16 protein-coding genes are annotated in these 22,229 nt (G+C 71.0%); 7 read left to right on the forward strand and 9 right to left on the reverse strand.

Annotated elements, in window-relative coordinates:
* Positions 1 to 91 precede the first annotated feature (91 nt).
* Complete coding sequence (locus tag ACZ3II_RS23845) at positions 92 to 1,735, forward strand: IPT/TIG domain-containing protein (protein ID WP_465519924.1); 1,644 nt, start codon at positions 92 to 94, stop codon at positions 1,733 to 1,735.
* Positions 1,736 to 1,869: 134 nt separating this feature from the next.
* Here ACZ3II_RS23845 and ACZ3II_RS23850 read toward each other — a convergent pair whose 3' ends face one another.
* The gene (locus ACZ3II_RS23850; protein WP_465519925.1) at positions 1,870 to 2,523 is read right to left on the reverse strand and encodes a hypothetical protein; all 654 of its coding nucleotides are present in this window, start codon (positions 2,521 to 2,523) and stop codon (positions 1,870 to 1,872) included.
* 39 nt (positions 2,524 to 2,562) lie between these two features.
* Positions 2,563 to 3,378, reverse strand: a complete 816-nt coding sequence (locus ACZ3II_RS23855) for a hypothetical protein (RefSeq protein ID WP_465519926.1) — start codon at positions 3,376 to 3,378, stop codon at positions 2,563 to 2,565.
* A 174-nt stretch (positions 3,379 to 3,552) separates the two neighbouring features.
* Between ACZ3II_RS23855 and ACZ3II_RS23860 the strand changes: the two genes are divergently transcribed.
* The 4 genes from ACZ3II_RS23860 to ACZ3II_RS23875 all read left to right on the forward strand — a co-directional run bounded on the left by ACZ3II_RS23860 (position 3,553) and on the right by ACZ3II_RS23875 (position 9,480).
* Complete coding sequence (locus ACZ3II_RS23860) at positions 3,553 to 4,848, forward strand: IPT/TIG domain-containing protein (protein ID WP_465519927.1); 1,296 nt, start codon at positions 3,553 to 3,555, stop codon at positions 4,846 to 4,848.
* Positions 4,849 to 4,896: 48 nt separating this feature from the next.
* Positions 4,897 to 5,421: a DUF4142 domain-containing protein gene (locus ACZ3II_RS23865; RefSeq protein ID WP_465519928.1), complete on the forward strand. Its 525-nt coding sequence runs from the start codon at positions 4,897 to 4,899 to the stop codon at positions 5,419 to 5,421.
* A gap of 101 nt (positions 5,422 to 5,522) precedes the next feature.
* Positions 5,523 to 7,424, forward strand: coding sequence for a S8 family peptidase (locus ACZ3II_RS23870; RefSeq protein ID WP_465519929.1), 1,902 nt, complete (start codon positions 5,523 to 5,525; stop codon positions 7,422 to 7,424).
* A 91-nt stretch (positions 7,425 to 7,515) separates the two neighbouring features.
* Positions 7,516 to 9,480 (forward strand): S8 family peptidase, encoded by a 1,965-nt coding sequence (locus ACZ3II_RS23875; RefSeq protein ID WP_465519930.1) that lies wholly within the window; start codon positions 7,516 to 7,518, stop codon positions 9,478 to 9,480.
* A gap of 64 nt (positions 9,481 to 9,544) precedes the next feature.
* Here ACZ3II_RS23875 and ACZ3II_RS23880 read toward each other — a convergent pair whose 3' ends face one another.
* Positions 9,545 to 10,264, reverse strand: coding sequence for a hypothetical protein (locus tag ACZ3II_RS23880; RefSeq protein ID WP_465519931.1), 720 nt, complete (start codon positions 10,262 to 10,264; stop codon positions 9,545 to 9,547).
* 650 nt (positions 10,265 to 10,914) lie between these two features.
* Between ACZ3II_RS23880 and ACZ3II_RS23885 the strand changes: the two genes are divergently transcribed.
* Positions 10,915 to 11,145 carry a hypothetical protein gene (locus ACZ3II_RS23885; protein ID WP_465519932.1) on the forward strand — a complete coding sequence of 77 codons (231 nt, stop codon included), beginning with the start codon at positions 10,915 to 10,917 and terminating at the stop codon, positions 11,143 to 11,145.
* Positions 11,146 to 11,155: 10 nt separating this feature from the next.
* On the opposite strand, the gene ACZ3II_RS23890 is transcribed toward ACZ3II_RS23885, so the two are convergent.
* From ACZ3II_RS23890 to ACZ3II_RS23910, 5 genes are all read right to left on the reverse strand, one after another.
* Positions 11,156 to 12,331: a VWA domain-containing protein gene (locus tag ACZ3II_RS23890; protein WP_465519933.1), complete on the reverse strand. Its 1,176-nt coding sequence runs from the start codon at positions 12,329 to 12,331 to the stop codon at positions 11,156 to 11,158.
* The gene (locus ACZ3II_RS23895; protein WP_465519934.1) at positions 12,328 to 14,664 is read right to left on the reverse strand and encodes a DUF5682 family protein; all 2,337 of its coding nucleotides are present in this window, start codon (positions 14,662 to 14,664) and stop codon (positions 12,328 to 12,330) included. The genes ACZ3II_RS23890 and ACZ3II_RS23895 overlap by 4 nt, the downstream gene beginning before the upstream one ends.
* On the reverse strand, positions 14,657 to 15,718 hold the full coding sequence (locus tag ACZ3II_RS23900; RefSeq protein WP_465519935.1) for an ATP-binding protein: 1,062 nt from the start codon (positions 15,716 to 15,718) through the stop codon (positions 14,657 to 14,659). The genes ACZ3II_RS23895 and ACZ3II_RS23900 overlap by 8 nt, the downstream gene beginning before the upstream one ends.
* Positions 15,715 to 18,948 (reverse strand): SWIM zinc finger family protein, encoded by a 3,234-nt coding sequence (locus tag ACZ3II_RS23905; RefSeq protein ID WP_465519936.1) that lies wholly within the window; start codon positions 18,946 to 18,948, stop codon positions 15,715 to 15,717. The genes ACZ3II_RS23900 and ACZ3II_RS23905 overlap by 4 nt, the downstream gene beginning before the upstream one ends.
* 283 nt (positions 18,949 to 19,231) lie before the next feature.
* The gene (locus tag ACZ3II_RS23910; protein WP_465519937.1) at positions 19,232 to 20,479 is read right to left on the reverse strand and encodes an EamA family transporter; all 1,248 of its coding nucleotides are present in this window, start codon (positions 20,477 to 20,479) and stop codon (positions 19,232 to 19,234) included.
* 74 nt (positions 20,480 to 20,553) lie between these two features.
* Here ACZ3II_RS23910 and ACZ3II_RS23915 point away from each other — a divergent pair, with 74 nt between their 5' ends.
* Positions 20,554 to 21,045 (forward strand): MarR family winged helix-turn-helix transcriptional regulator, encoded by a 492-nt coding sequence (locus ACZ3II_RS23915; RefSeq protein WP_465519938.1) that lies wholly within the window; start codon positions 20,554 to 20,556, stop codon positions 21,043 to 21,045.
* On the opposite strand, the gene ACZ3II_RS23920 is transcribed toward ACZ3II_RS23915, so the two are convergent.
* Positions 21,042 to 22,010, reverse strand: a complete 969-nt coding sequence (locus ACZ3II_RS23920) for a glutathione S-transferase family protein (RefSeq protein WP_465519939.1) — start codon at positions 22,008 to 22,010, stop codon at positions 21,042 to 21,044. The two genes, ACZ3II_RS23915 and ACZ3II_RS23920, sit on opposite strands and share 4 nt — an antisense overlap.
* Positions 22,011 to 22,229: the final 219 nt, after the last annotated feature.

Consider the following 22,229-nt stretch of genomic DNA (forward strand, 5'->3'; position numbering starts at 1 on the left):
TTCCGGCGAGACGGCCCGCGACGGTTCCACCGGACGTAAGGGCCCACCCAATCCAGTGAAGCGGTCCGTAGAGACCGTAGGAGGACCTCGCATGAGCAAAACCAAGTCCACCCCCCGAGGCCGGTTGAGGCGTGCCGGTCTTGCGGTAGGGGCGGCCGCCACCACCGTCCTCGGCGCGGGTGTCCTGGCGACGCCGGCGCTCGCCGCCACGGCCACGGTCACGCTGAGCCCCGCCGCCGGTCCGGAGTCGACGCTCACGCCGACGGTGATCTCAGCGTCGACCGACTGGCTTGCCGGTTCCACTGCGCCGCAGGTGGCGTTCAACATGAGCGCCTGCCCGACGACCAACACTTCGGCGGCCAGCAACGAGGTTGCCGTCGGCAGCACCACCACCGGTCTCAAACTGGCCAGCGCTCCGCGAAAGCTGTCGAACAGCCGACTGGCAGTGTCGGTCCCGACCGGTGTGGAGACATACCTGACGGCCGCGAGCCAGAAGTGGAACGTCTGCATCTACGCGAGCGCCGCGGCCGACACCGAGCTGATCGGTAAGGGCGTCTGGACCTCGGGTGCGCAGTCGACGATCACCAAGGTATCTCCGGCGGCTGGTCCGTCGACCGGTGGCAGCAGCGTCACGATCTCCGGCACCAACCTGCCTACCACGATCGGCACCAGCGGCATCATCTCGGCGTCTATCGATGGGCAGCCGCTGACGAACCTCAAGTCGCTGGGCGCAACCGCTTTCTCCGGCACCATGCCGTCGCACGCGGTCGCGAACAACCTGACGCTGACTGTCGTCACCTCTACCGGAACCATCAACTACGAGAAGGCCTTCAGTTTCCAGAACGGTGTCTCGGTCACCCCGAACACCGCTGCCAACGAGGCCGGCTTCGTGGATGTGTCGGTCGAGGGAACGGGCTTCCTGGGTTACACCTTCCGGGATACCGGAACCACGAATGACGTCAACTCGCACGTCTATCTGGTGCCGGGTGTGTACGACGCGAACGCCAACACCACCAACAAGGTGAACGGTCAGGTTGCTGAGTGCACCGACGTTCTGGTGTTCGGTGACAACGAACTGGTTTGCCGCCTGCAGCTCTTCTCCCGGCAGACCAACGCCTCGGCCAACGCCTATGCGGCTGCGGACACCCGCCAGGTGACCGATGCTCAGACCTACGGCACCAGCAGCGCTGTGATCACCTCGGCCACGGCGAACTTCTCCCAGGAGGATGTCGGCAAGCTGCTTGCTCAGGGCAGCAACACGAACGTTCCGGCGGGTGCCTTCATCAAATCCGTCGAGAGTGCCACCTCGGCCACGATGAGCGTGAACGCCTTGGGTTCAGCTACAACCGCCACACTCACCGTCACCATCGGTGGTGACCGCACCATCACACTGGACGGTACCGGTGCTGCGATCGGTGCCACGACTCTCGTCGGTCCGGCGGGTAGTTTCGTTCAGCGGGATGTCGGGCGCCGTGTGGTTCACTCGACCGGTGGCCCGCTGCAGGCCGCGACGGTGATTACCGCCGTCAACGCCACCGGTACCACCGCTACCATCTCGCGTCCGGTCGTCACCTCCGCCTTGACGGTCGTGACCGTCAAGGGTGAAGCCAAGGTGCCGGACGGCGGATATGTCCTGACTGTCGTCAACTCGGGGGCCATCGACGCCAACCTGGCTGGCACCTTCAAGCAGACGATCGTCTCCAGCGGTTCCACCTTCACGGTGGCGGACTTCTGATCCGGCGATCTCTGTCGAACTATCAGTAATTCACATCGCGGCCCGGGCATTTTGCCCGGGCCGCGGTCTGTCTGCCTGTTCTGTTCTCTCAGATATGACGGATGGGCCGTTCCACGGAACGGCCCATCCGTCATTCAGCCCATCTGCGCCCACGCCTTGTCGATCGCGGCCACGCTGGCCTTCTTCGACGGCTTCTCGTCGATGTCGATCAGGATGGTGTAGACACTGCGCTCCGGGCTCAGCCGCCAGCACATCAGCATGGTGGGCCGTGTCCGGGGCGTCTCTTCGTTGCTGAGTTTGATCTTCTGGGAACAGGTCGAGCTGCCGACTCGTTCCCCCTCGTCGGCTATCCAGGCGAGTTCCTTGTAGCCGGTCAGATCCTGGGCCGACGAGACCACGCGGAGCATGCGGCCATCTTTCTGGACCGATCCCTGACTCCGCACCTCGATGGGTTTGGAAATGTCCGGCGGATGGGCGTTCGGGAGGGCCCGCTGGGGCTTGATGTCGTACTTGCCGGCCTCTTTCGCGTTGGCCAGGCGCTGCATCGCTTGTTTCCCCAGCTCGATGGTCGGCCCGGGAAGCGGTGAGGATGTCGCGGAAGCCGATCCGGCAACCGCCTGGCTCGGGGTGGCGGCGCCGGTAGGGGAGGCCATCGCCGAGGCTGCGGGCATCGCCGTCGTCGGCGTCCTCTCAGCGTCGCTGTCGGTCGTTTGAACGGCAATGACATAAGCGCCGCCACCGATGATCGCCAGCCCGGCGGCGAGGGTGGCGTACTTGACTTTCTTCATCTCGCATCTTCCAGATCGATCGGGAAACGGCACCGCAGATCAGCTGAGTGCAGCCCATTCCTTGGTGATGACGTCGACGCTGGTAGCCGTGGAGGGCTGCCCCTTCGGGGTGATCGCCATCGCCACCACGCTGCGCTTGGCCGAATTCCGCCAGCACAACAGCACCGTCGGCCGTGCCGCTGCCGCAGCACCTTCGGCGAAGCGCACCTTGTTGGTGCAAGTAACGCCGTTGCCGGCAGGCTTGCCCCCGTCGCCAGCGAATCGCATCTCGCGCTGCCCGCTCAAGTCGTGTCCGGCGGAGAAGACGCGGATACTCCCGCCGGGGATGCGCACGATCCGTTCAGTCACCGGCCCCCCTGCGGCGACCTGGTGCTTCAGCGGACGCTGGAGCTTCACCCCGTCAGCTGCGGCCTTCTCCCGAGCCTCCTGGATCTCCTTGCGGATCACGTCGGGATCGCGCTCGGTAGGCCCGGGCCGCGGCTTCTCCTGTTCGACCGGGGCTCCAGCCGCCTGACCCTGATGGCCGGAAGTCGCCGTCGAATCGGCCGCGTTCGGCGCGGTGGCGGCCGGTGGCGTGGACACGGACGCTGAAGAAGTGGGGCGCGTACCCGGCGCCTCGAGCGGAGCCACGATTGTCATCGGTTCGGCGACGGTGTGCTGACTCGTTTGATACGTCTTGGTGGCGAAGTAAGCCCCGCCCGCGAGAAGTACAGCGGCGCCACCGGTGCCGAATACAGCCAATCGGCGGCGGTTGACGTTTCGGGCCAGCCGTGCGGGTGGGACCCGCCGGGTAGCCGACTCGTTCTGCTCTTGGTCCGCCATATCACCATCCTCCGGTTTGATCAGGTTCGTCATCCCAATCGTTTCAAAGGCGAGGACATATCGGATTGATTCGCCGATACTCTCAGCGGTCGTTCAGCCCGCCGGGGCCGTGTCCGGAAACCTCTCCACGTTCCCCGGATTTCCGGAGTAATCGGTCGTTACGCTGCCCGGAGGTGACTCGGGCTATCCCGGCCCGACCGCCACGAGATGCAGGAGGACCGCGTTCTCATGTCTCAGCGGGGGTTCCGCCGCGTCGGCCGTGCCGGTATGGCGTCCGCAGCCGTGACGGCGCTGACCATGGCCACTGTGAGCACACCGGCTGCCGCGGCCGTTTTCCCGATGACGTTGAGCACCGCCAGCGGGCCGAGCGGTGGCGGTTCCAACATCTCCGCTTCGATCGCAGGCTCGTCTGGGCCGTTCGTGCCCGGTGCCACGCCGGCGGTGCAGTTCCAGTACTTCGGTACCGGAGCTGCCGCCACCTGCAGTCCTACCGCGAAGCCGGTGACCCAGATCGCCGCCACGGGTGTGACCACCACGGCGGGAGTGGTGACCGTCGACCCGTACACGGTGCGGCGCGTCTCCTTCACGAAGATTGCCTTCGAGGTGCCGTCCGGCTCCTATCCCCTCCTCGACGAGAACCTGAACATCAGCACGATCAACACGTCCGGGCTGGTCCTGATCGGTGAGCAGACCTCGTCGAAGTGGAACGTCTGCGTCTACGACAGCGACTCCACGGTTGCCAGCGAGTTGCTGGCGGAGAGCAGTTACACACTCGTGCGGAAGCCGGTGATCACTTCGGTCATCCCGTCCAGCAGCCCGGCAAGTGGCGGTCAGCTGATCACAGTCAACGGGATCGGCTTCAACCCGTTCTCCTCGTCGATCAGCGCGTCGATCGGGGGGGTGTCCCTGACCGAAATCAACGTCCTGCCGGGCGGAAAGAGTTTCACCGGGATCACCACGCCGCGTGCACCCGGTGCCAACCTGCCCTTGATCGTCAATACGCTGGGCGGACCGGTCAGCAGTTTCGACCCGGACAACAACGGGCTGCCTCAGGACAACGACAACAGCACCAGCGACGCACCGATCCCGTTCACTTACAGCAATGGCATCACCGTCACGCCAAGCACGGCTGCCGTCGACGCCAGGGTCGATGTCGGTGTACGCGGCGCGGGATTCTCAAGGCTCATCTTCAGCGATGTCGGATCCGCGACCGACAATCTGGCGCACGTGTTCCTGGTCGACGGGGTTTACGAGTCGGCCAGCAACCGGGGTATCGCCGAGTGCTACGACGTGCTCGTAGTGACCGACACCGAACTGGTCTGCACGCTCGACCTGTCGAGTTACCAGCTGAATCCGGTGGACAGCTCCGTGGTGGCGAATACCCCGATCGACGAGGGCGCCTACTTCCTGACGGTGGTGGAGACCGGTGATGTCAGCGCGGGCCTGGCCGCGAATCCGACACTGCCGACAAGCGGTGCCGCGTTCATCGTCGCGCCCTACTGATCAGTGGTCGCTGAACGGCATCGAACATTCTGCTCAAGGAGGATCGTCATGCATTTCCGTCGTATCGCTGTCGTGGCCGGCCTGGCCGGGTCATTGGCGTTCACCGCCAACCCCGCACAAGCGGCGGAGCCGCCATTGGTCGACCACGAATTCGTACGTGCTGCTCATCAGGGAAACCTCGCCGAGATCGCGGCCGGCCGGGTCGCCTGGCAGAAGACCAAGGATCCGCAGGTCAAGGAACTCGCGGCGACCTTCGTCCGTCACCACATCAAGCTGGATGCCGCCCTGTCGCAGGTCGCGCGCCGACTGGAGATCCAGCTCCCCAACACGCCCACCACCAAACAGCAGGAGCTCACCGCCCGGTATGAGTCGATCGGGGCTGACGTCTTCGACGAGTACTTCATCTCGACCCAGCTGACCGTTCACCTCGAAGCCCAGCAGATGATCACGGCACAGACCGAACAGGGTGAGAACCCGGCGCTCACTGAGATCGCCGAAGTCGCTGCACCCGTCATCGCGCAACACCGGAAGTTGCTGCGGAAGGCCGCCATCTCGGACTGGCTGGGGGACTGAGCCCTCATCCCCCGCTGCTACCCAGCCGCAACCGAGAAAAGGATCGTCGGCGGTAGGGCGGCGCCGATGTTGCTCCCCGACTGAGATCGGGGAGGGCACGGATGAGGGTTCAGCTGCTTCGCTTCGCCGCTGGGGCGGTGGCGGCCGGTGCGTTCGCCGCGGTGGGGGTATTCGTGCTGCCGACGGGCTCCTCGAGTTGGGAGCCCGTCACCTACGGGCTGGCGCAGCGGCCGGAGGAGATCGTTCCGGCGACGGTGACCGAGGCGGCGCCGGCGCGGGTGGTCAGCACGACGGTCGGGAGCGACGGCAAGCCTGCCGTCAGCGTCCGGAAGGCCACCGACAAGGCGTCGGCCGTCAAGCTGGTCGGGGACGCGCAGCAGGCCGACGGGGCGGTGAGCGTCGAGATCGACACCCCGGTGTACGCCTTGGGAGTGCCGGCCGGTTCGGACACGTACCGAAGCCAGCAGTGGGATCTGGCCAAGATCCGCACCACCGAGGCGTGGCAGACGTCCACCGGGAACAGCGTGACGGTCGCCGTGATCGACACCGGGGTGGACGCGATGCACCCGGACCTGGCGGCGAACGTGGTCAGCGGCTATGACGCGATCGCGAACAAGGCCGGCTACACCTCCGACGGCAACGGGCACGGCACGCATGTGGCGGGCACGATCGCGGCGGTGACCGGGAACAACACCGGGGTCTCCGGGTTCGCGCCCGGCGCCAAGATCATGCCGATCAAGGTGCTGAACGACAGCGGCGCCGGGTACGCCTCGGACACCGCCGAGGGCATCATCTGGGCCGCCGACCACGGCGCCAAGGTGATCAACATGTCGCTGGGCGGGCCGTCGAAGAGCACAGCGCAGAGCAACGCCATCGCGTACGCCCGCAGCAAGGGTGTCACTGTCGTCGCGGCGGCGGGCAACGAGCGGCAGGACGGCAGCCCCACCTCCTACCCGGGTGCGGACGAAGGCGTGATCGCGGTCGCGGCGACCGACTCCGCCGACAGGTACGCCTCCTACTCCAACCGGGGCGGCTACGTCGACGTGGCGGCGCCCGGCAGCGCCATCCTCAGCACGTACCCCTCGGCGCTCGGTAAGTCGTACGCCTCCCTGAACGGCACCTCGATGGCGTCGCCGCACGTCGCGGCCGTGGCCGCGCTGCTCAAGTCCTACCAGCCGCAGCTGACCCCGGATCGGATCGAGGCCGCGCTGGAGAGTTCCGCTGTCGATCTGGGGACCGCCGGCTTCGACACCGACTACGGGCACGGGCGGATCGACGCCGTCGCGGCCCTGGCCGCGGTGACCCCGGCGACGACCGCCCCGACGACCCCCGCGACGACCGCTCCCACCACCAGCGCTCCGACGACTGCTCCCACCAGCGCTCCCACCAGCGCTCCGACGGCCGCCCCTACCACCAGCGCGCCCACCAGCAGCCCGACGGCGACGCCTACCGCTACCAGCAAGCCGAAGCTCAACCCGCTGGTGACCACGAACGTCAGGACGCGCGCCGTCACGTACGGGACGAAGACGTCGACCACGTTCACCGTCCGGGTGGCGGGCAAGGCGTGGGCGCGCAAGCCGGCGCAGATCTGCCTGTCCGTGGACGGCGGGGCGGTCACCTGCACCGACGCGACGACCACCACCAGCGGAACCGTGGTGGTGCAGCAGGTCGCCGCCGGCGCCTTCCAGGTGTACGTGAAGGCCGTCGAGACCGACACGACCCTCGAAGCCACGTCGCCTGCCAGCACGTACACCGTCAAGGCGAGCGTGACCGTGAGCAAGGCGTCCGCCGGCGCCATGAAGGTGGCCATCGCCGGCGCAGCCGGCCAGGAGGTCGAGGTGCAGCGGTACGACAGCAGGTCCCGTGGCTGGCTGCGCGAAGGCGCCTTCACCGCCGTCGACAGGGGCACCCTGACCGGCCTGACCGCGAAGCAGAAGTACCGGCTGATCATCCCCAGCACCAGCGCGATCGTCGGTGTCACCAGCTCCGCCGTGACCGTCTGACGGCCACAACTGGAGCGCAACAGTCCGACAACGGTATCCACAACTCTGCCCCGCGAATCTTATGAAGTCGTTCCGAGGGGGAGGAAATACTTTGAAGCAGGTTCAGATCCGTAAGTTCGCCGTCGGTGCCGTCGCCGCGGGTGCGCTCGCTGCTGTCGGTGTGTTCGCCCTGCCGACCGGCAGCGCTGACTGGACCCCGGTGACCTACGGCCTGACCGACGCTCCGGAGCGGATCGTTCCGGCGGTTGTCACCGAGGCTCAGCCGGCCCGGGTCGTCAGCACCACGATCGGCAAGGACGGCAAGCCGGTCGTCACGGTCAAGCAGGCCACCGACAAGGCCTCCGCGATCGAGCTGGTCAAGGACGCGCAGCAGGCCGCGGGGGCGGTCGGCGTCGAGATGGACGCGAAGGTGTTCGCGCTCGACGTTCCCACCGGCACCGACCCGTACCGGTCGCAGCAGTGGGACTTCGCCAAGATCCGCACCACCGAGGCCTGGCAGAAGTCGACCGGCGCCGGCGTGACCGTCGCCGTGATCGACAGCGGGGTGGACGCCACCCACGGCGACCTGAAGGCCAATGTGCTCAGCGGGTACGACGCGATCACCAAGAAGGCCGGCCCGACCACCGACGGGCACGGGCACGGCACCCACGTGGCCGGCACCATCGCCGCGGTCACCGGCAACGGCGTGGGTGTCTCCGGCTTCGCGCCGGACGCCCGGATCCTGCCGGTCAAGGTGCTCTCCGACGAGGGCAGCGGCAACATGTCCGACACCGCCGACGGCATCATCTGGGCCGCCGACCACGGCGCCCAGGTGATCAACATGTCGCTGGGCGGCACCACCAAGGTCACCGCGGTCAGCAACGCCGTCAAGTACGCCCGCAGCAAGGGCGTCACGGTCATCGCCGCGGCCGGCAACAGCCGTCAGCAGGGCAGCCCGACCGCGTACCCGGGCGCCGACGAGGGTGTCATCGCCGTCGCCGCGACCGACTCGGCCGACAAGTACGGCGTGTACTCCAACGCCGGCTCGTACGTCGACGTCGCCGCTCCCGGCACCAACATCATGAGCACCTACCCGGCGAACCTGGGCTCCCAGTACAAGACGATGAGCGGCACCTCGATGGCCTCGCCGCACGTCGCCGCGATCGCCGCGCTGCTCAAGGCGTACAACCCGGCCCTCACGCCGGACCAGATCGAGTCCGCCCTGGAGAAGACCGCTGTCGACCTGGGCGCCAAGGGCTTCGACAACGACTACGGGTACGGCCGGATCGACCCGGTCGCGGCGCTCGCCGCGGTCGCCCCGGTGACCACGCCGCCCACGACGGCTCCGGTCACGAAGGCGCCGACGACCGCTCCCACGACGGCTCCCGTCACCAAGGCGCCGACGTCCGCCCCGGTCACCACCGCTCCCACGCCGTCCGCTCCCGTGACCACCGCTCCCGTGACCACCGCTCCCGTGCCGTCGGCCCCGGTCACCACCGCTCCGGTGACGCCGCCGGCCTCGGCCGGCCCGACCACGCCCGCGCCGGTCGCCGGCAAGCTGGAGATCAGCGCGAACGTGTCCTCGGCCGAGGTCACCTACGGCGCCGGCACCTCCACCACGTTCACCGTCAAGGCCGGCGGCACGGCGGTGGCCGGTAAGAGGGTGCAGGTCTGCGTGACCGAGGCCGACGCTGCCGAGAAGTGCTCCGACACCGTCACCGGCAACCTCGGAACCGTCCAGGTCAACCGCACCGCGAACGCGTCCTACCAGCTCGTTCTCAAGGCCACGGCGGACGGCGTCACCTCGGCGCCGGTCAGCTACCGGGTCACGGCGTCGGTCGCTGTCGTCCGTGCCGCCCGCGGTCAGCTCGGCGTCACCCTGACCGGCGCGGCCGGCCAGGTCACCGAGATCCAGCAGCGGGTCGGCGGCGCGTGGCAGACCGTCGCGACGTACAAGGCTCCGGCCGCCAGCGCCCGCGTGACGGTGACCGGCGTGACGCCCGGCCAGACCTACCGCGTCGTCGTCCCGGACAGCATCAAGATCGGCGGCGTCGCCAGCGCTCCGATCGTCGCCTGACGAAACTGTGACCGCGGCGGGATCTTCCGATCCCGCCGCGGTTCCCCGTTCCCGCCGGGCCCGGTCACTCCAGGCGGGACCACTCGCGGTCGATCGCGTCGATGCTGTCCGCGGTCGGGGGCTCGCCCTCGGGGGACGACGCCATCGTGATCACGCTGCGGCGCTCCGACGTACGCCAGCACAACAGTGTCTCCGGAGCCGCGGACGGCAGGCTCAACCCGTACCGCAGCTCCGTGGTGCACCGCACGCCCCGCCCCACCTCCTCGCCGTCGTCGCCCGCGAGCAGCATCTGCCGTTCGCCGCTGAGATCCCGCCGCGCGCTCACGATCCGGATCGTGCCGTTTCCGAGCGACTCCGTCCGTTCCGTGATCTCGCCACGGTTTCCCAGCAACTCGCTGATGGCGACGGACGCCCGCGCCGTGCCCGATTCCGGGCTCGCCGCACGGCTCGCGAACGGCGTGGGCACCGGGCTGCGTTCGACGGGTGCGGCGTGTTTCGTGACTTTCGGCGTACGGGTGACCGAAGGCTCCCCACCCACCCCCTCCGGTGCGGCGCTCGCGGCGGTCGTCAACGGCGCCAGCGCCTCCGGCTCGGGAAGACCGGGCTGACTCTCGTTCATCAGCTCGATGACCAGGAACCCGACCCCCGCCAGCACCGCCACCACCCCGGCGATCCCGACCACGGCCTGCTTGCGTCGCTGCGCCGAACGCTCGGGGGTCGCGGCAGTCGAGGACGCGTAGAGGCCACCCTCGTGCGCCCCTTCCGGGTGCTCTTCGTACGCCATCTCACCGTCCTCAGGCCACTGCTGCTCACCCCATGTTTCCAAATACGTGGACATATCGGGCGCTAATTCCCCATCGTCCCGCCCGTCCCCAAGACATCGGTGCTCCCGGCTGGCTGTGTGTGCCGTCTCGGGACGGTGGAGACAGCGCTGGCGGGCGGCCCGGGAACGTCGGCTGGTTCTGGTGGCTGTCTCGAGGGCGGCGAGACAGCTGTGACGACCAGCTAGGGAATCGGCTGGTCGCGAGGGCGGGAAGGCAACACTGCCGGCCGGCCGGAGGGCGTCGGCCGTGTCGGAGGTGGAGGCGGCCACCGGGGCCCGCTGGGTGGGGAGGTTGGCACTGTCGGGATGTGGTCAGCGGGGCGATGGGGGCGATGGGGCGGCGTACTCCGCCAGAGGGTTTTGATCTTGAGGGGATGTCGCAGCCTGTGCGGGGCGCTGAGGAAAGCGAGCCCGGGCCGCGCCCGCGCGAGCTGGCCGATCGACCGACCGTGACTGTGCCGGAACGACCAGTACCGATGGCCCGGCCGGGCGTCACCCGGACTGGCGAGCCGGTGGCCTCGGCGGTTGACCGGTGGGCGATGCACGCGCAATGTGTGGAGCACGCGGGTGCGGGCGATGGCGGCCGAGCACGGGGACCGGGCGGAGCGGACATGACCGAGAACGGGAACCAGGCGGAGCACAGCCCCGCCCGGCCGTCCTGGGACTGCCGCTCGTGCGGGCGCCCCTGGCCGTGTGACTCCGCCCGGTCGCAGCTCGGGCGTGATCGTGGCCGTGTCGATCTCGCGGTGCTGATGTGGGACCACCTCGAGGAGGCCGCCCGGGACATGCCCCAGACGCCCGCCTCCGAGCTCTTCGACCGTTTCCTCCGCTGGACCGGATGATCCGATGCGGTCAGCCGGGCTCCTGGGCGGTCTGGCGTTCGGCGAAGGCGCGCAGATCACGGCGTTCGATCGCGGCGGCCATCAGGTCCGGGAAGGCGTCCGGGGTGCAGGCGAACGCCGGCACGCCGAGGGCCGCGAGCGCCGCCGCGTTCTCGTGGTCGTAGGCCGGCGCGCCCTCGTCGGACAGCGCCAGCAACACCACCACCTGCACCCCGGCCGCCGTCATCTCCGCGACCCGGCGCAGCATCTCGGAGCGGACGCCGCCCTCGTACAGGTCGCTGATCAGAACGAAGATGCTGTCCCGCGGCCGGGTGATCAACTGCTGGGAGTAGGCGATCGCCCGGTTGATGTCCGTCCCGCCGCCGAGCTGCGTGCCGAACAGCACCTCCACCGGATCCGCCAGCTGGTCCGTCAGGTCCACCACGGCGGTGTCGAAGACCACCAGCGACGTGCGCAGCGACCGCATCGACGCCAGCACCGCCGCGAACACCCCGGAGAACACCACCGAAGCGGCCATCGAACCCGACTGGTCGACACAGAGCACCACATCGCGTTGTACGGCGGAGGTGCGGCGGCCGTACCCGACCAGCCGCTCCGGGATCACCGTGCGGTGTTCCGGCAGGTAGTGCTTGAGATTGGCGCGGATGGTCCGGTCCCAGTCGATGTCGGCGTGCCGGGGGCGGCTGATCCGGGCGGCCCGGTTGAGCGCCCCGGTCACCGCGGCGCGGGTCTGCTGCGCGATGCGCCGCTCCAGTTCCTCCACGACGGTACGGACCACCTGCCGTGCCGCCTCGCGCGTGGCGTCCGGCATCACCCGGTTCAACGAGAGCAGCGTGCCGACCAGGTGGACGTCGGGTTCCACGGCGGCGAGCATCTCCGGTTCCAGCAGCAGCCGGGTGAGGTCCAGCCGCTCGATCGCGTCCGCCTGCATCACCTGGACGACGGTGCTGGGGAAGTACTCCCGGATGTCGCCGAGCCAGCGGGCCACCTTCGGCGCCGAGCCACCCAGCCCGGCGGACCGTCCGGCCGGCCGCCCGTCCGCGTCCCCGGCGTCGTAGAGCGCCGCGAGCGCGGCGTCCATCGCCCCGTCCCGCCCGTCCGGCCTGCCGAGCGACTCACCCGCCGCCCCGCCGAGCACCAGCCGCCACCGCCGCTGCCGTTCCCGCGTCGTCTCGTCGCCGCTCATGCGTCCTCCAGCATCGATGTCATCGGGCGTCCCAGGAGCGCGCGCAACGTCGGCAGCGGCGCGGCGGCCCGAACCGTGTCGATCACGGTGGTGTCGCCCGGACCGGTCGGCCGGCCGCCGGCGATCCGCTCACCGATGGCGCGCCGTTCCCCGGCGTCGAAGCCGCCGAACGTACGCCGCAGCAGTGGCAGCACCGCCTCGAACGCCTCCGCCGGAATGTCCGCCAGCCAGTCGTCCACCAGCGACAACAGCGCCTCGTCGTGGACCAGCAGCAGCCCGCCGCCGGCCAGGAAGCCCTCCACCCAGGCGGCCGCGTGCGCCGGTGGGGTGCCGACGGTCAACGGCAGCCGGAGCCTCCGGCGCACCTCGGCGCCGTCCAGCCGGCCGGCGTCCAGCAGCAGCCGCGTCAACCGTCCCGCCGGCAGCCCGTGCAGGCCCGGCCGCGCCGCCAGCGACGCGATCGTGCCGAGCCAGCGGTCCCGCAACGTCGCGTCGGCGAGCAGGCCGACCGCCTGATGCACACCGTCCATGCCGTCGCGCAACTGCCGGGCCGCCTCGTCGGAGAGCGAGCCGGCCGCCGACGGCAGCGCGGCGCACACCCGGCCGAGCAGGCTCGCCGTCACCCGGGCCAGGCCGGTGAGGTCGGTGCGGCGGACGTCGCCGTACCGCAGGGTGCGGGCCAGCGCCGGAATCGCCGCCATCAGGTGATGCACGTCGGCGTCGAGCGCCGCCCGGGCGTCCAGCGCGGCGAGAACCGGGGGATGCGCGTCCGCCAGATCCGCCAGCAGACAGATCTCCACCAGCTCGGTGACCTCGGCGAGAGTGCCCGCCTCCGCGGCCCGCCGGGTGACCCGGGCGGTCGCGGCGGACGCCACCGTCGTGCCCCACATGCCGCCCTCGACCAGCCGGATCGCGAACTCGGGCTGCCAGGCCAGCCGCCACTCCTCCCGGAACGTGCCGGTGCCGCGCCGGGCCAGCCGCTCGCCCCACGGCACGTCCAGCACCCGCAGCCGGTGCAGCAGCCGGCTGCGCCGCAGGTCGTTCTCCTGCCGCAGGTCCAGGTCGGCGGTCTTCTCCTCGGCCGACGGCCTGAGCCGCAGCGACCGCTGCTGGGCGGTCAGGTCCCGGACCAGCGGAACCGACGGCATCTCGTCCGGCACCGCCCCGAGCCGCTCCCCGACGACCAGCCGCCGGGCGATCAGCTCGGCCCGCAGCGGCTCGCCGTCGCACATCACCGCCTCGGCCGCCTCGGTGACCTCGGCCAGCCCGGCGAGCGGGCGGCCGCGCAGCGTGGCCAGGGCCTCCGCCAGGCGGGCGGCTTCGATCACATGAGCTGACGACGTGGGTACGCCCTCGGCGCGCAACACCCCCGCCGCGTCCACCAGCCAGCGCGCCACCACGTCGTCGCCGGTGGTGAACAGATGGTGGTACCAGCCGGGCGACCGGACCCCGGCGCCGTACCCGGACCAGGAGGCGAGCCGCCCGTACGTCCACGGCACCCAGGTGAACGCCACCTTTCCCTTACGCCTGCCCTTGAACAGCGCGGTGTCGTCCTTGAGCGACGTCTTCCGGGTCAACGCCGGCACGTGCCACGCCCCGCAGACGACCGCGATGTCCTCGTGCCGCCGCCGTTCCTCGCGGAGGACCGACCGCATGTACGCCTCGCGGAGCAGATCGTCCGGGTCCTCCGGCGCGCTCTCCCGGATCGCCGTCATCGCTTCCGCGATCGCCTCGAAGACGGGCGCCCCTCGGTGCTCGACGACGTCCTCCCACCAGCGCTCCGGATCGTCGTAGCCGGCCGCCGCCGCGAGCTCCCCGATCGGATCCACCGGCCGCACCGGCTCCGTGCCGTCCGGTTCCCCGTGGATCTTGTGCGGCTGGTCGTCAGGGCTGTCTCCGGGCGGTTGAGACAGCCCTGACGACCAGCCGAGGTTTCCCGACCGTCGAGCCGCCGGGGCGCTGACGGCCCGCGCCGACCCGGCAGGCGACGGGGATTCGGAGGGCGCGGGAGAGCCGGGGGCGACGCGGAACGCGTACGGGAGGTCGAAGAAACGGACGCGGACGCCGTGCCGGACCGCCCACCGGATGGCCTGCCATTCCGGTGAGAACACCGCGAACGGCCAGAACGCCGCCCGCCCCGGGTCGTCCACCGCGTATCCCAGCAGCGCCACCGGTGGTTCCAGCCCACCATCGGCCACCCAGCGGACGAGGTCGTCGGCCTCCGGTGGCCCTTCGACGAGCAGCACCTCCGGTGGGTGCGCGGTGAGTTCGCGCAGCAGCGCCCGGGCCGAACCCGGCCCGTGATGCCGAACCCCGTAGATCCGCTCAGGCATCGCGGGCGGCCCGGTAGAAGTCGAGCCACCCGGACCGCTCCCGGACGACAGTCTCCAGGTATTCCCGCCAGACGACGCCGTCGGACACCGGGTCCTTGATCACCGCGCCGACGATGCCGGCGGCCACGTCACCGGGATGCAGGGTGCCGTCCCCGAAGTGGGCGGCGAGCGCCATCCCGTTCGTCACCACCGAGATGGCCTCGGCCGGCGAGAGGGTTCCGGTGGGCGATTTCAATTTGGTACGCCCGTCCTCGGTCATGCCGGACCGCAGCTCCCGGAAGACCGTCACCACCCGGCGGATCTCCTCCAGCGCCGCCGGCACCTCCGGCAGCTCCAGCGCCCGGCCCAGCTGCGCCACCCGGCGGGCGACGATCTCGACCTCGTCGTCGGCGCTGGCCGGCACCGGCAGCACCACCGTGTTGAACCGGCGGCGCAACGCGCTGGACAGCTCGTTGACCCCGCGGTCCCGGTCGTTGGCGGTGGCGATCAGGTTGAACCCGCGTTCCGCCTGCACCTCCGTGTTCAGCTCCGGCACCGGCAGCGTCTTCTCGGACAGAATGGTGATCAGCGCGTCCTGCACGTCCGACGGGACCCGGGTCAGCTCCTCCAGGCGGGCGATCGAGCCGGTCCGCATGGCCCGCATGATCGGGCTCGGGACCAGGGCGGCGTCGGTCGGGCCCTCGGCGAGCAGGCGGGCGTAGTTCCACCCGTACCGGATGGACTCCTCCGCCGTGCCCGCGGTGCCCTGCACCAGCAGCGTCGAGTCACCGGAGACGGCGGCCGCGAGATGCTCCGACACCCAGGTCTTGGCGGTGCCGGGAACACCGAGCAGCAGCAGCGCCCGGTCGGTGGCCAGGGTCGAGACGGCCACCTCCATGAGACGGCGGGGACCCACGTACTTCGGGGTGATCTTCGCTCCGTCGCCGAGCAGGTAGGTGACCACGGCCTGTGGCGACAGCCGCCACCCGGGCGGCCGGGGCCGGTCGTCGGAGGCGGCGAGCAGGGCGAGTTCCTCGGCGTACTGGTCCTCGGCGTGCGGTCGCAGAGCGGTCACAGAAACTCCTGAAACATCTCGTGTCGGAAGGTGAGAGTGCGGGCCAGCTCGGTCACCGGCCGCACCCGGGTCGGATCGACGGTCTGGTCCAGCCGGACGGCGAGACGCCCGGCCAGGTCGGCGTAACCCGGTGGCATGGCCAGGCCGGCCGCCCGGCACAGTTCGCCCAGCTGCCAGGTGTGCCGGTCGGTGTGGGCCCGCTGCTCGACCGTCTCCAGAACGGCGACCGACAACTCGTCCGGCCACGGGCCCGGATGCAGCGACAGCAGCCGTTGCGCCGAACCGTCCTCGGAACGCAGCGCGGCGGCGGCGAGCCGGGCCAGCCGGTCCGGTGGCATGACCAGGTGCAGGTCCCAGCGCACCGACTCCCGCAGCATCCCGGAATCGGCGGCGAGCAGCGCCGTCGCCCACGCCGCGTCGCGCTGGACGACCGCCGCTTTCGCCCAGCCGTGCAGCAGCGGGACCGCCCAGTCGTGACCGCGGGCGGCGGCGATCCAGCCCTCCGGCGTCGGCGTCGGCGCGGTCCACGAGTCCAGGGGAGTGCCGGCCACGACCTCCTCCAGCAGCCACGCTCCGGCGCCGACCCCGCGGACCGGCGCCGCGCCGACCCCGTCCCGCCGCAGGTCCGGATCCAGCTCGGCGGGTGGCTGGACGACGAGTTCACCGCCCTCCAAGCGCACCGCGGCATGGGCGCGGGCCGCCATCCGGGTCGCCAGCGCCGTGCCGGGAAGGTGGCGCAACAGGTCCAGCGCCGCCTCCCGGACCTCTTTCCGGCGGTCGTCGAGCGCCCGCTCCAGCAACGGCTCGTCCCGCAGCGACAGACCGGGGCCGAAAGCGGCCAGGAAACGGGCCCGATTATCTGAGGACTCCTCGGACCAGGTGCTCTCCAGCAGCTCACGGGCCCGATCCGGGTCGCTGGCGCGGAGCGCGGACAGGTGACCGAGACGCTCGGCGGTGGTCGCTGTCGCCCAGTCGGCGGTGACGGTGGGCGCGGCCTCGGCGAGCAGCCAGCGCCAGTCGGCCCGCTTCCCGGCGAGCCAGGCGCCGCGCCGTCCGGTGACCCGGGCCAGCTCGGCGCGGACCGCGATGTTCCGCCTGCCGGCCTCCAGCAGGCTCGGCAGGATCGCCGGCGGGACGATGCCACCCCGGGCCGCCGCAGCGGACAGCCATTGGGCGAGAAGCTCCTGCTCGTAGTGGCTGCCGCCGGGCGCCCCACCACCGAGGATCCGGGCCAGCCGCGCCGCCGCTGCGGCAGGCAGGGGTGCGTCGGTCTCGGCTGGTGCGGGCGTCATCGGGGTATGTCCGGTCTCCGGTTCCACCCCGGCCCGTCGGCAGGTGAGCGCCACCGCCGCCGCCTCCAGCAGCGCCTTGGCCGGCGACTCCAGCACCTCCTCGGGAACGCTTACCGATTCCTCCACCCCGCCGACCGCGAATCCTTGCGTTTGCGACGGGCCGTTCCCGCTGACCGACGCGGCGTCGGAGGAGGCGCCGGGTGTGGGAGGAGGAGTGGGCGGCATGGCGTCCGAGGGGTCGCCGGGTGTGGGAGGAGGGGTGGGCGACGCGTCGTCGGAAGGGCCGCCGGGCGTGGGTGGAGGGGCGGCCGACGCGGCGCCGGGCGTGGGTGGAGGGGTGGGCTGCTCGGCGTCCGAGGGGCCGGGAACGGTGGTGGAGCCGAGGTCGATCCGCAGCGCGCCGACCTGGAGGGAACGGCCGGGCCAGGGGCGCCGGCCGGTCCCGACCAGGGCGGCCGTCAGCAGTTCGGGGGGCAGCTCGGCTCCCCGTGTCGATGGATCCGGCACGGGAGGCGCGGCCGGCACGAAATCGCCGCCGAACCAGGCGGCCAGGGGGCGCAACCCGGCCGGTGACCATTCCGCCGCGACCGTCGCGGGGGCGGCCCCGGCGGCGGCCAGCAGCCACCACGGCTCCCGGTGGCCCGGGGCCAGTGGCAGCGCCGAACCTTCGGCGTCCAGCAGGAAATCGCCGTCGGCGGGGGTGACGGAGGAGAGGATCATGGGGGCGTCGTACCGCCAGGGCTCGGCGGACAGAAGCCGGGACCAGCCGGACAGGCCCGCCCGGATCGTGCCCGCGCCGGCCGGTGAGCCGAACGGCTCGGCAGCGGAGGCACGCTCGGCGACGAGCGCCCGCAGCGGCGCCGCGCCCGGGTAGAAGCAGAGATCGCCGCGGAACTCGGTGCCCGCCACCAGATCGGCCGCCAGCGGCTGGCCGGGCGCCGCGAACGACAGCACCAGCGCGAACCGCCCGCTGGAGCAGCCGCGCAGCCAGGTGCGCCGGCTGGTCAGCGTGCCGTCGTCGGCCTCCACCTGGCCGAGGACCTGCCACCGGTCGGTCACCCGGGGGCCGGCCAGCACCTCCTCGGTCGGCATGGGGAAGCCGATCCGGGACCGGACGGTGGCGGCGAGCGCCGGGTCGAGGCTGTCGAGGCGGGTGTGCCCGGCGACCAGCAGCCGGAGCAGCGCCAGCTCGCCGAGGAGCCGGTCGGCCCAGTGCGGGCCCACGCCGGCGATGCCGCCGAGCCGCCGTACCGCCCCGGCGACCGCGGGCGCCTGCGCGTCGACCAGCCGGGCCGCCATCGTCTCGAACGTCTGCGGCCCGGACCGGCCCACCGCGGCCAGCCCCTGCTCGACCTGGTCGTCGAGCCATCGGCGCAGCTCGGCCATGCCGCCGGCGACCCGCTCGGCGCGGCCCTGCGCACGTTTCGCCGCGGCCACCGGATCGGGCGGCGCCGTCTTCGCCTTGGCCCGCGCGGCCCGGCTCGTCTGCCACTCCACGACATAGGCCGGCACAGGCGAGGCGGCTTGGGCCGGCTCGGGCGAGGCGGTCTGGGTGGGCTCGGGGAAGGTGGCTGGAGTGGGCACAGGCGAGGTGGTCCGGGTAGGCGTAGATGAGGTGGCTCGGGCGGGTTCGGGCGAAGTGGCCTGAGTGAGCGCGGACGACGTGGCCCGAGCACGCGCGGCAAAGCCGCCGGCGGACCAGCTCAGCAGCAGGCCGAGAGCGTGCTTACACGGGATCTTGCGGCTCGGGCAGGAGCACTTGAACGCCGGCCCCGCCAGATCGACGGCCACCTGATAGCCGCGGCAGAGTCCCCACAGGACGTCGCCGGCGACGCCGGTCTCGGAGAACAGGCCGGTGACCCCACGCGCGGCGCGCAGCGAGGCGGGATCGGGCGCGAGCGCCTCGACCTGGGCGGTGGACCATCTCTCAACGGGCACGCACCGACCCTAGGCCCGGGGTACGACGTTTTTCCGCCCCCACGGACGGCACACTGGAGACATGCGGGTGATCGTTTTCGGGGCGACCGGGATGGTCGGGCAGGGTGTGCTGCGGGAGTGCCTGATCGCGCCCGACGTGACGGGTGTCCTGGTGGTGACGCGGACGCCGACCGGCGTGCAGCACCCGAAACTGCGTGAGGTCACCCTCGCCGATTTCGCCGACCTCACGCCGATCGAGGGGGAGCTGACCGGGTACGGCGCCTGTTTCTACTGCCTGGGCGTCTCATCGGTGGGGATGGGCGAGGCCGCCTACACGCGGGTCTCCTACGACTACCCGATGGCTGCCGCCCGGGTGCTGGCCCGGATCGACCCGGACATGACGTTCGGCTACGTCTCCGGGGAGGGGACCGACGCGAACAGCCGGCTGATGTGGTCGCGGGTCAAGGCCCGTACCGAGCGTGAGGTGATGGCGCTGTTCCGCAACGGGTTCGCCTTCCGGCCGGGGTTCATCCAGCCGATGCACGGGGTCCGCTCCCGGACCGGGTGGTACAACGCCGTGTACACGCTGATCGCCCCGCTGGTCCCGGTGGTCCGCCGGGTCGCGCCGCGGTACGTCACCACCACCGACGCGGTCGGCCGGGCCATGCTGCGGGCGGCCCGCGGCGGGTTCGAGGGCCGGGTGGTGACGACGGCGGACATGCGCTGACTGGCCCCAGACGACCGCGCCGAAGGCCAGCGTCATGCCGGCCACCTGCACCGGCGTCAGCGACTGGCCCAGCGCGGCCCAGCCGATCACGGTCGCGGTCAGCGGGGCCAGCAGGTTGAGCAGGGAGACCCGGGTCGCCGGCAGCATCGCCAGCCCGCGGAACCAGAGGGTGTAGGCGAGCGCCGTGCCGATCAGGGACAGGTAGGCGTACCCCGCGAGGTTCGCCGTGGACAGCGCGGGAGGCGCGCCCTCCGCCAGGAGGGTGACCGGGACCAGCAGCGATCCGCCTGCCGTGAGCTGCCAGCCGGTGACGGTGAGCAGGGAGACACCGGGGCGGCCCCACCGTTTGGTGAGGACCAGGCCGAGCGCCATGGACGCGGCGGCGGCGAGGCCGGCGAGGATGCCGGCGGGGTCGAGGCGGGCGGCGGCGGTCAGCACGGCGAGGGCGACGCCGAGAGCGCCGATCAAACCCGCCTTGACGGTACGCGAGGAGACGCGCTCATTCAGCCAGAGCACGCTGAGCCCGGCCACCAGCAGGGGCTGCACCGCCCCGAGCACGGCCGCCATCCCGCCCGGCAGCCGGTAGGCGGTGACGAAGAGCAGCGCGAAGAAGATCCCGATGTTGAGCGCGCCGAGCACCACCGACCGCCACCACCACGAGCCGCGCGGCAGCTCGCGGGTGATCGCGAGCAGCGCCAGCCCGGCGGGCAGCGCCCGCAGCATGCCGCTGAGCAGGGGCCGCCCGGGTGGCAGGAGCTCGGTGGTGACCGCATAGGTCGTCCCCCACAGCACGGGCGTCATCGCCGTGACCAGCAGCACCCGCATCGCAGCCTCAATCTCTCGGCATCAAGTATCTCGACGTAAAGATAAACTTTGTCGAGAAGCTCGTCATCAAGAAAATGGGGAATGTGACCGACGCTATCGACCGGATCCTCGGCCAGTGGGCCCGCGAGCGCCCCGATCTCGACACCGAGGCGATGGGTGTCTTCGGCCGGATCTTCCGGCTCGCCAAGCTGGCGGGCGACGCCACCGAGCGCGCCTACGCCGTCCACGGCATCGGGCGCGCCGAGTTCGACGTGCTCGCCGCGCTGCGCCGGGCCGGGGAGCCGTTCCAGCTCTCGCCCGGCGCCCTGGCCGCGTCCATGATGCTCAGCACCGGCGGCACCACCGCCCGCCTGGACCGCCTGGAGAAGGCCGGTCTCGTCGCGCGCTCACCGGACCCGGACGACCGCCGCGGCGTCCTGGTCCGGCTCACCCGGAAAGGGCACACCATCGCCGACGAGGCCGTGGCCGCGGGACTCGCCGAGCAGCAGCGGCTCCTGGCCCCGCTCGGCCCGGAGCAGGCCGCCCAGTTGAGCGCCCTGCTCCGCACCCTGCTGAACGGCCTCTAGGAGAGCGGGAGCGGAGGCGTGCCGTCGCCGAAGGGCCGGCCGCCCAGCTCCTCGCGACCGTGCGGCGTGAGCCACCCGCCGAGGTCCGGGCCGGCCGGCACGATACCGGTCGGGTTGATGTCGCGGTGCACCTCGTAGTAGTGCCGTTTGATGTGGTCGAAGTCGATCGTGTCGCCGAACCCCGGGGTCTGGAAGAGGTCCCGCGCGTACGCCCACAGCACCGGCATCTCGGTCAGCTTGCTCCGGTTGCACTTGAAGTGGCCGTGGTAGACGGCGTCGAACCGGGCCAGCGTCGTGAACAGCCGGACGTCCGCCTCGGTGATCGAGTCGCCGACCAGGTAGCGCTGCCGTTCCAGGCGGGCCGACAGCCGGTCCAGCCGGTCGAACAGCCGGGCGTACGCCTTCTCGTACGCCTCCTGGGTCCCCGCGAAGCCGGCCCGGTAGACCCCGTTGTTCACATCCTTGAACACGACCTCGTTCACCTCGTCGATCTCCTCCCGCAGATGGGCGGGATAGAGCCGCGGCGCCCCCGGCCGGTGCAGGGCCGTCCACTCCAGCGACAGGTCGAGGGTGATCTGCGCGAAGTCGTTGGTCACCACCTTCCCGGTCGGCACGTCCACGATCGCGGGAACGGTGATCCCCTTGTCGTAGCCGGGGAACCGGGCGAAGAACGCCTCCTGGAGCCGCTCGATCCCGAGAACCGGATCCCGTCCGCCCGGATCCAGGTCGAACGTCCAGCTCCGCTCGTCGTGCGTCGGCCCGGCCACGCCCATGGAGAGGGCGTCCTCCAGCCCGAGCAGCCGCCGCACGATGATCGCCCGGTTCGCCCAGGGGCAGGCCCGGCTCACCACGAGGCGGTACCGGCCGGCCTCCACCGGGAAACCGTCCCGCCCGTCCGCGGTGATCCGGGTGGAGATGTAGCGCTGATCACGGGTGAACTCGCCCGTCGGATTCACATAGGCCATGGGTTACTGCTTCCCCGGCCCACGCGTGTTGATTCCGGGCGGACCGGTCCGCCCGAAATCGACACGCGTGGTCTGGTGGGCGAGGCATCCCCCCGTGTGCGATGCCTCGCCCGGCTCATGGGCTGCGCGGACCGCGAGGGCGCCGTCCGGACGAACCCGGCCGGGCAGACGGCAACCATGTCCGGCCGCTGGGCGCTGTCGCCTTTTATAGCACGCTGG

This window comes from Actinoplanes sp. NPDC019969 (assembly GCF_055562375.1).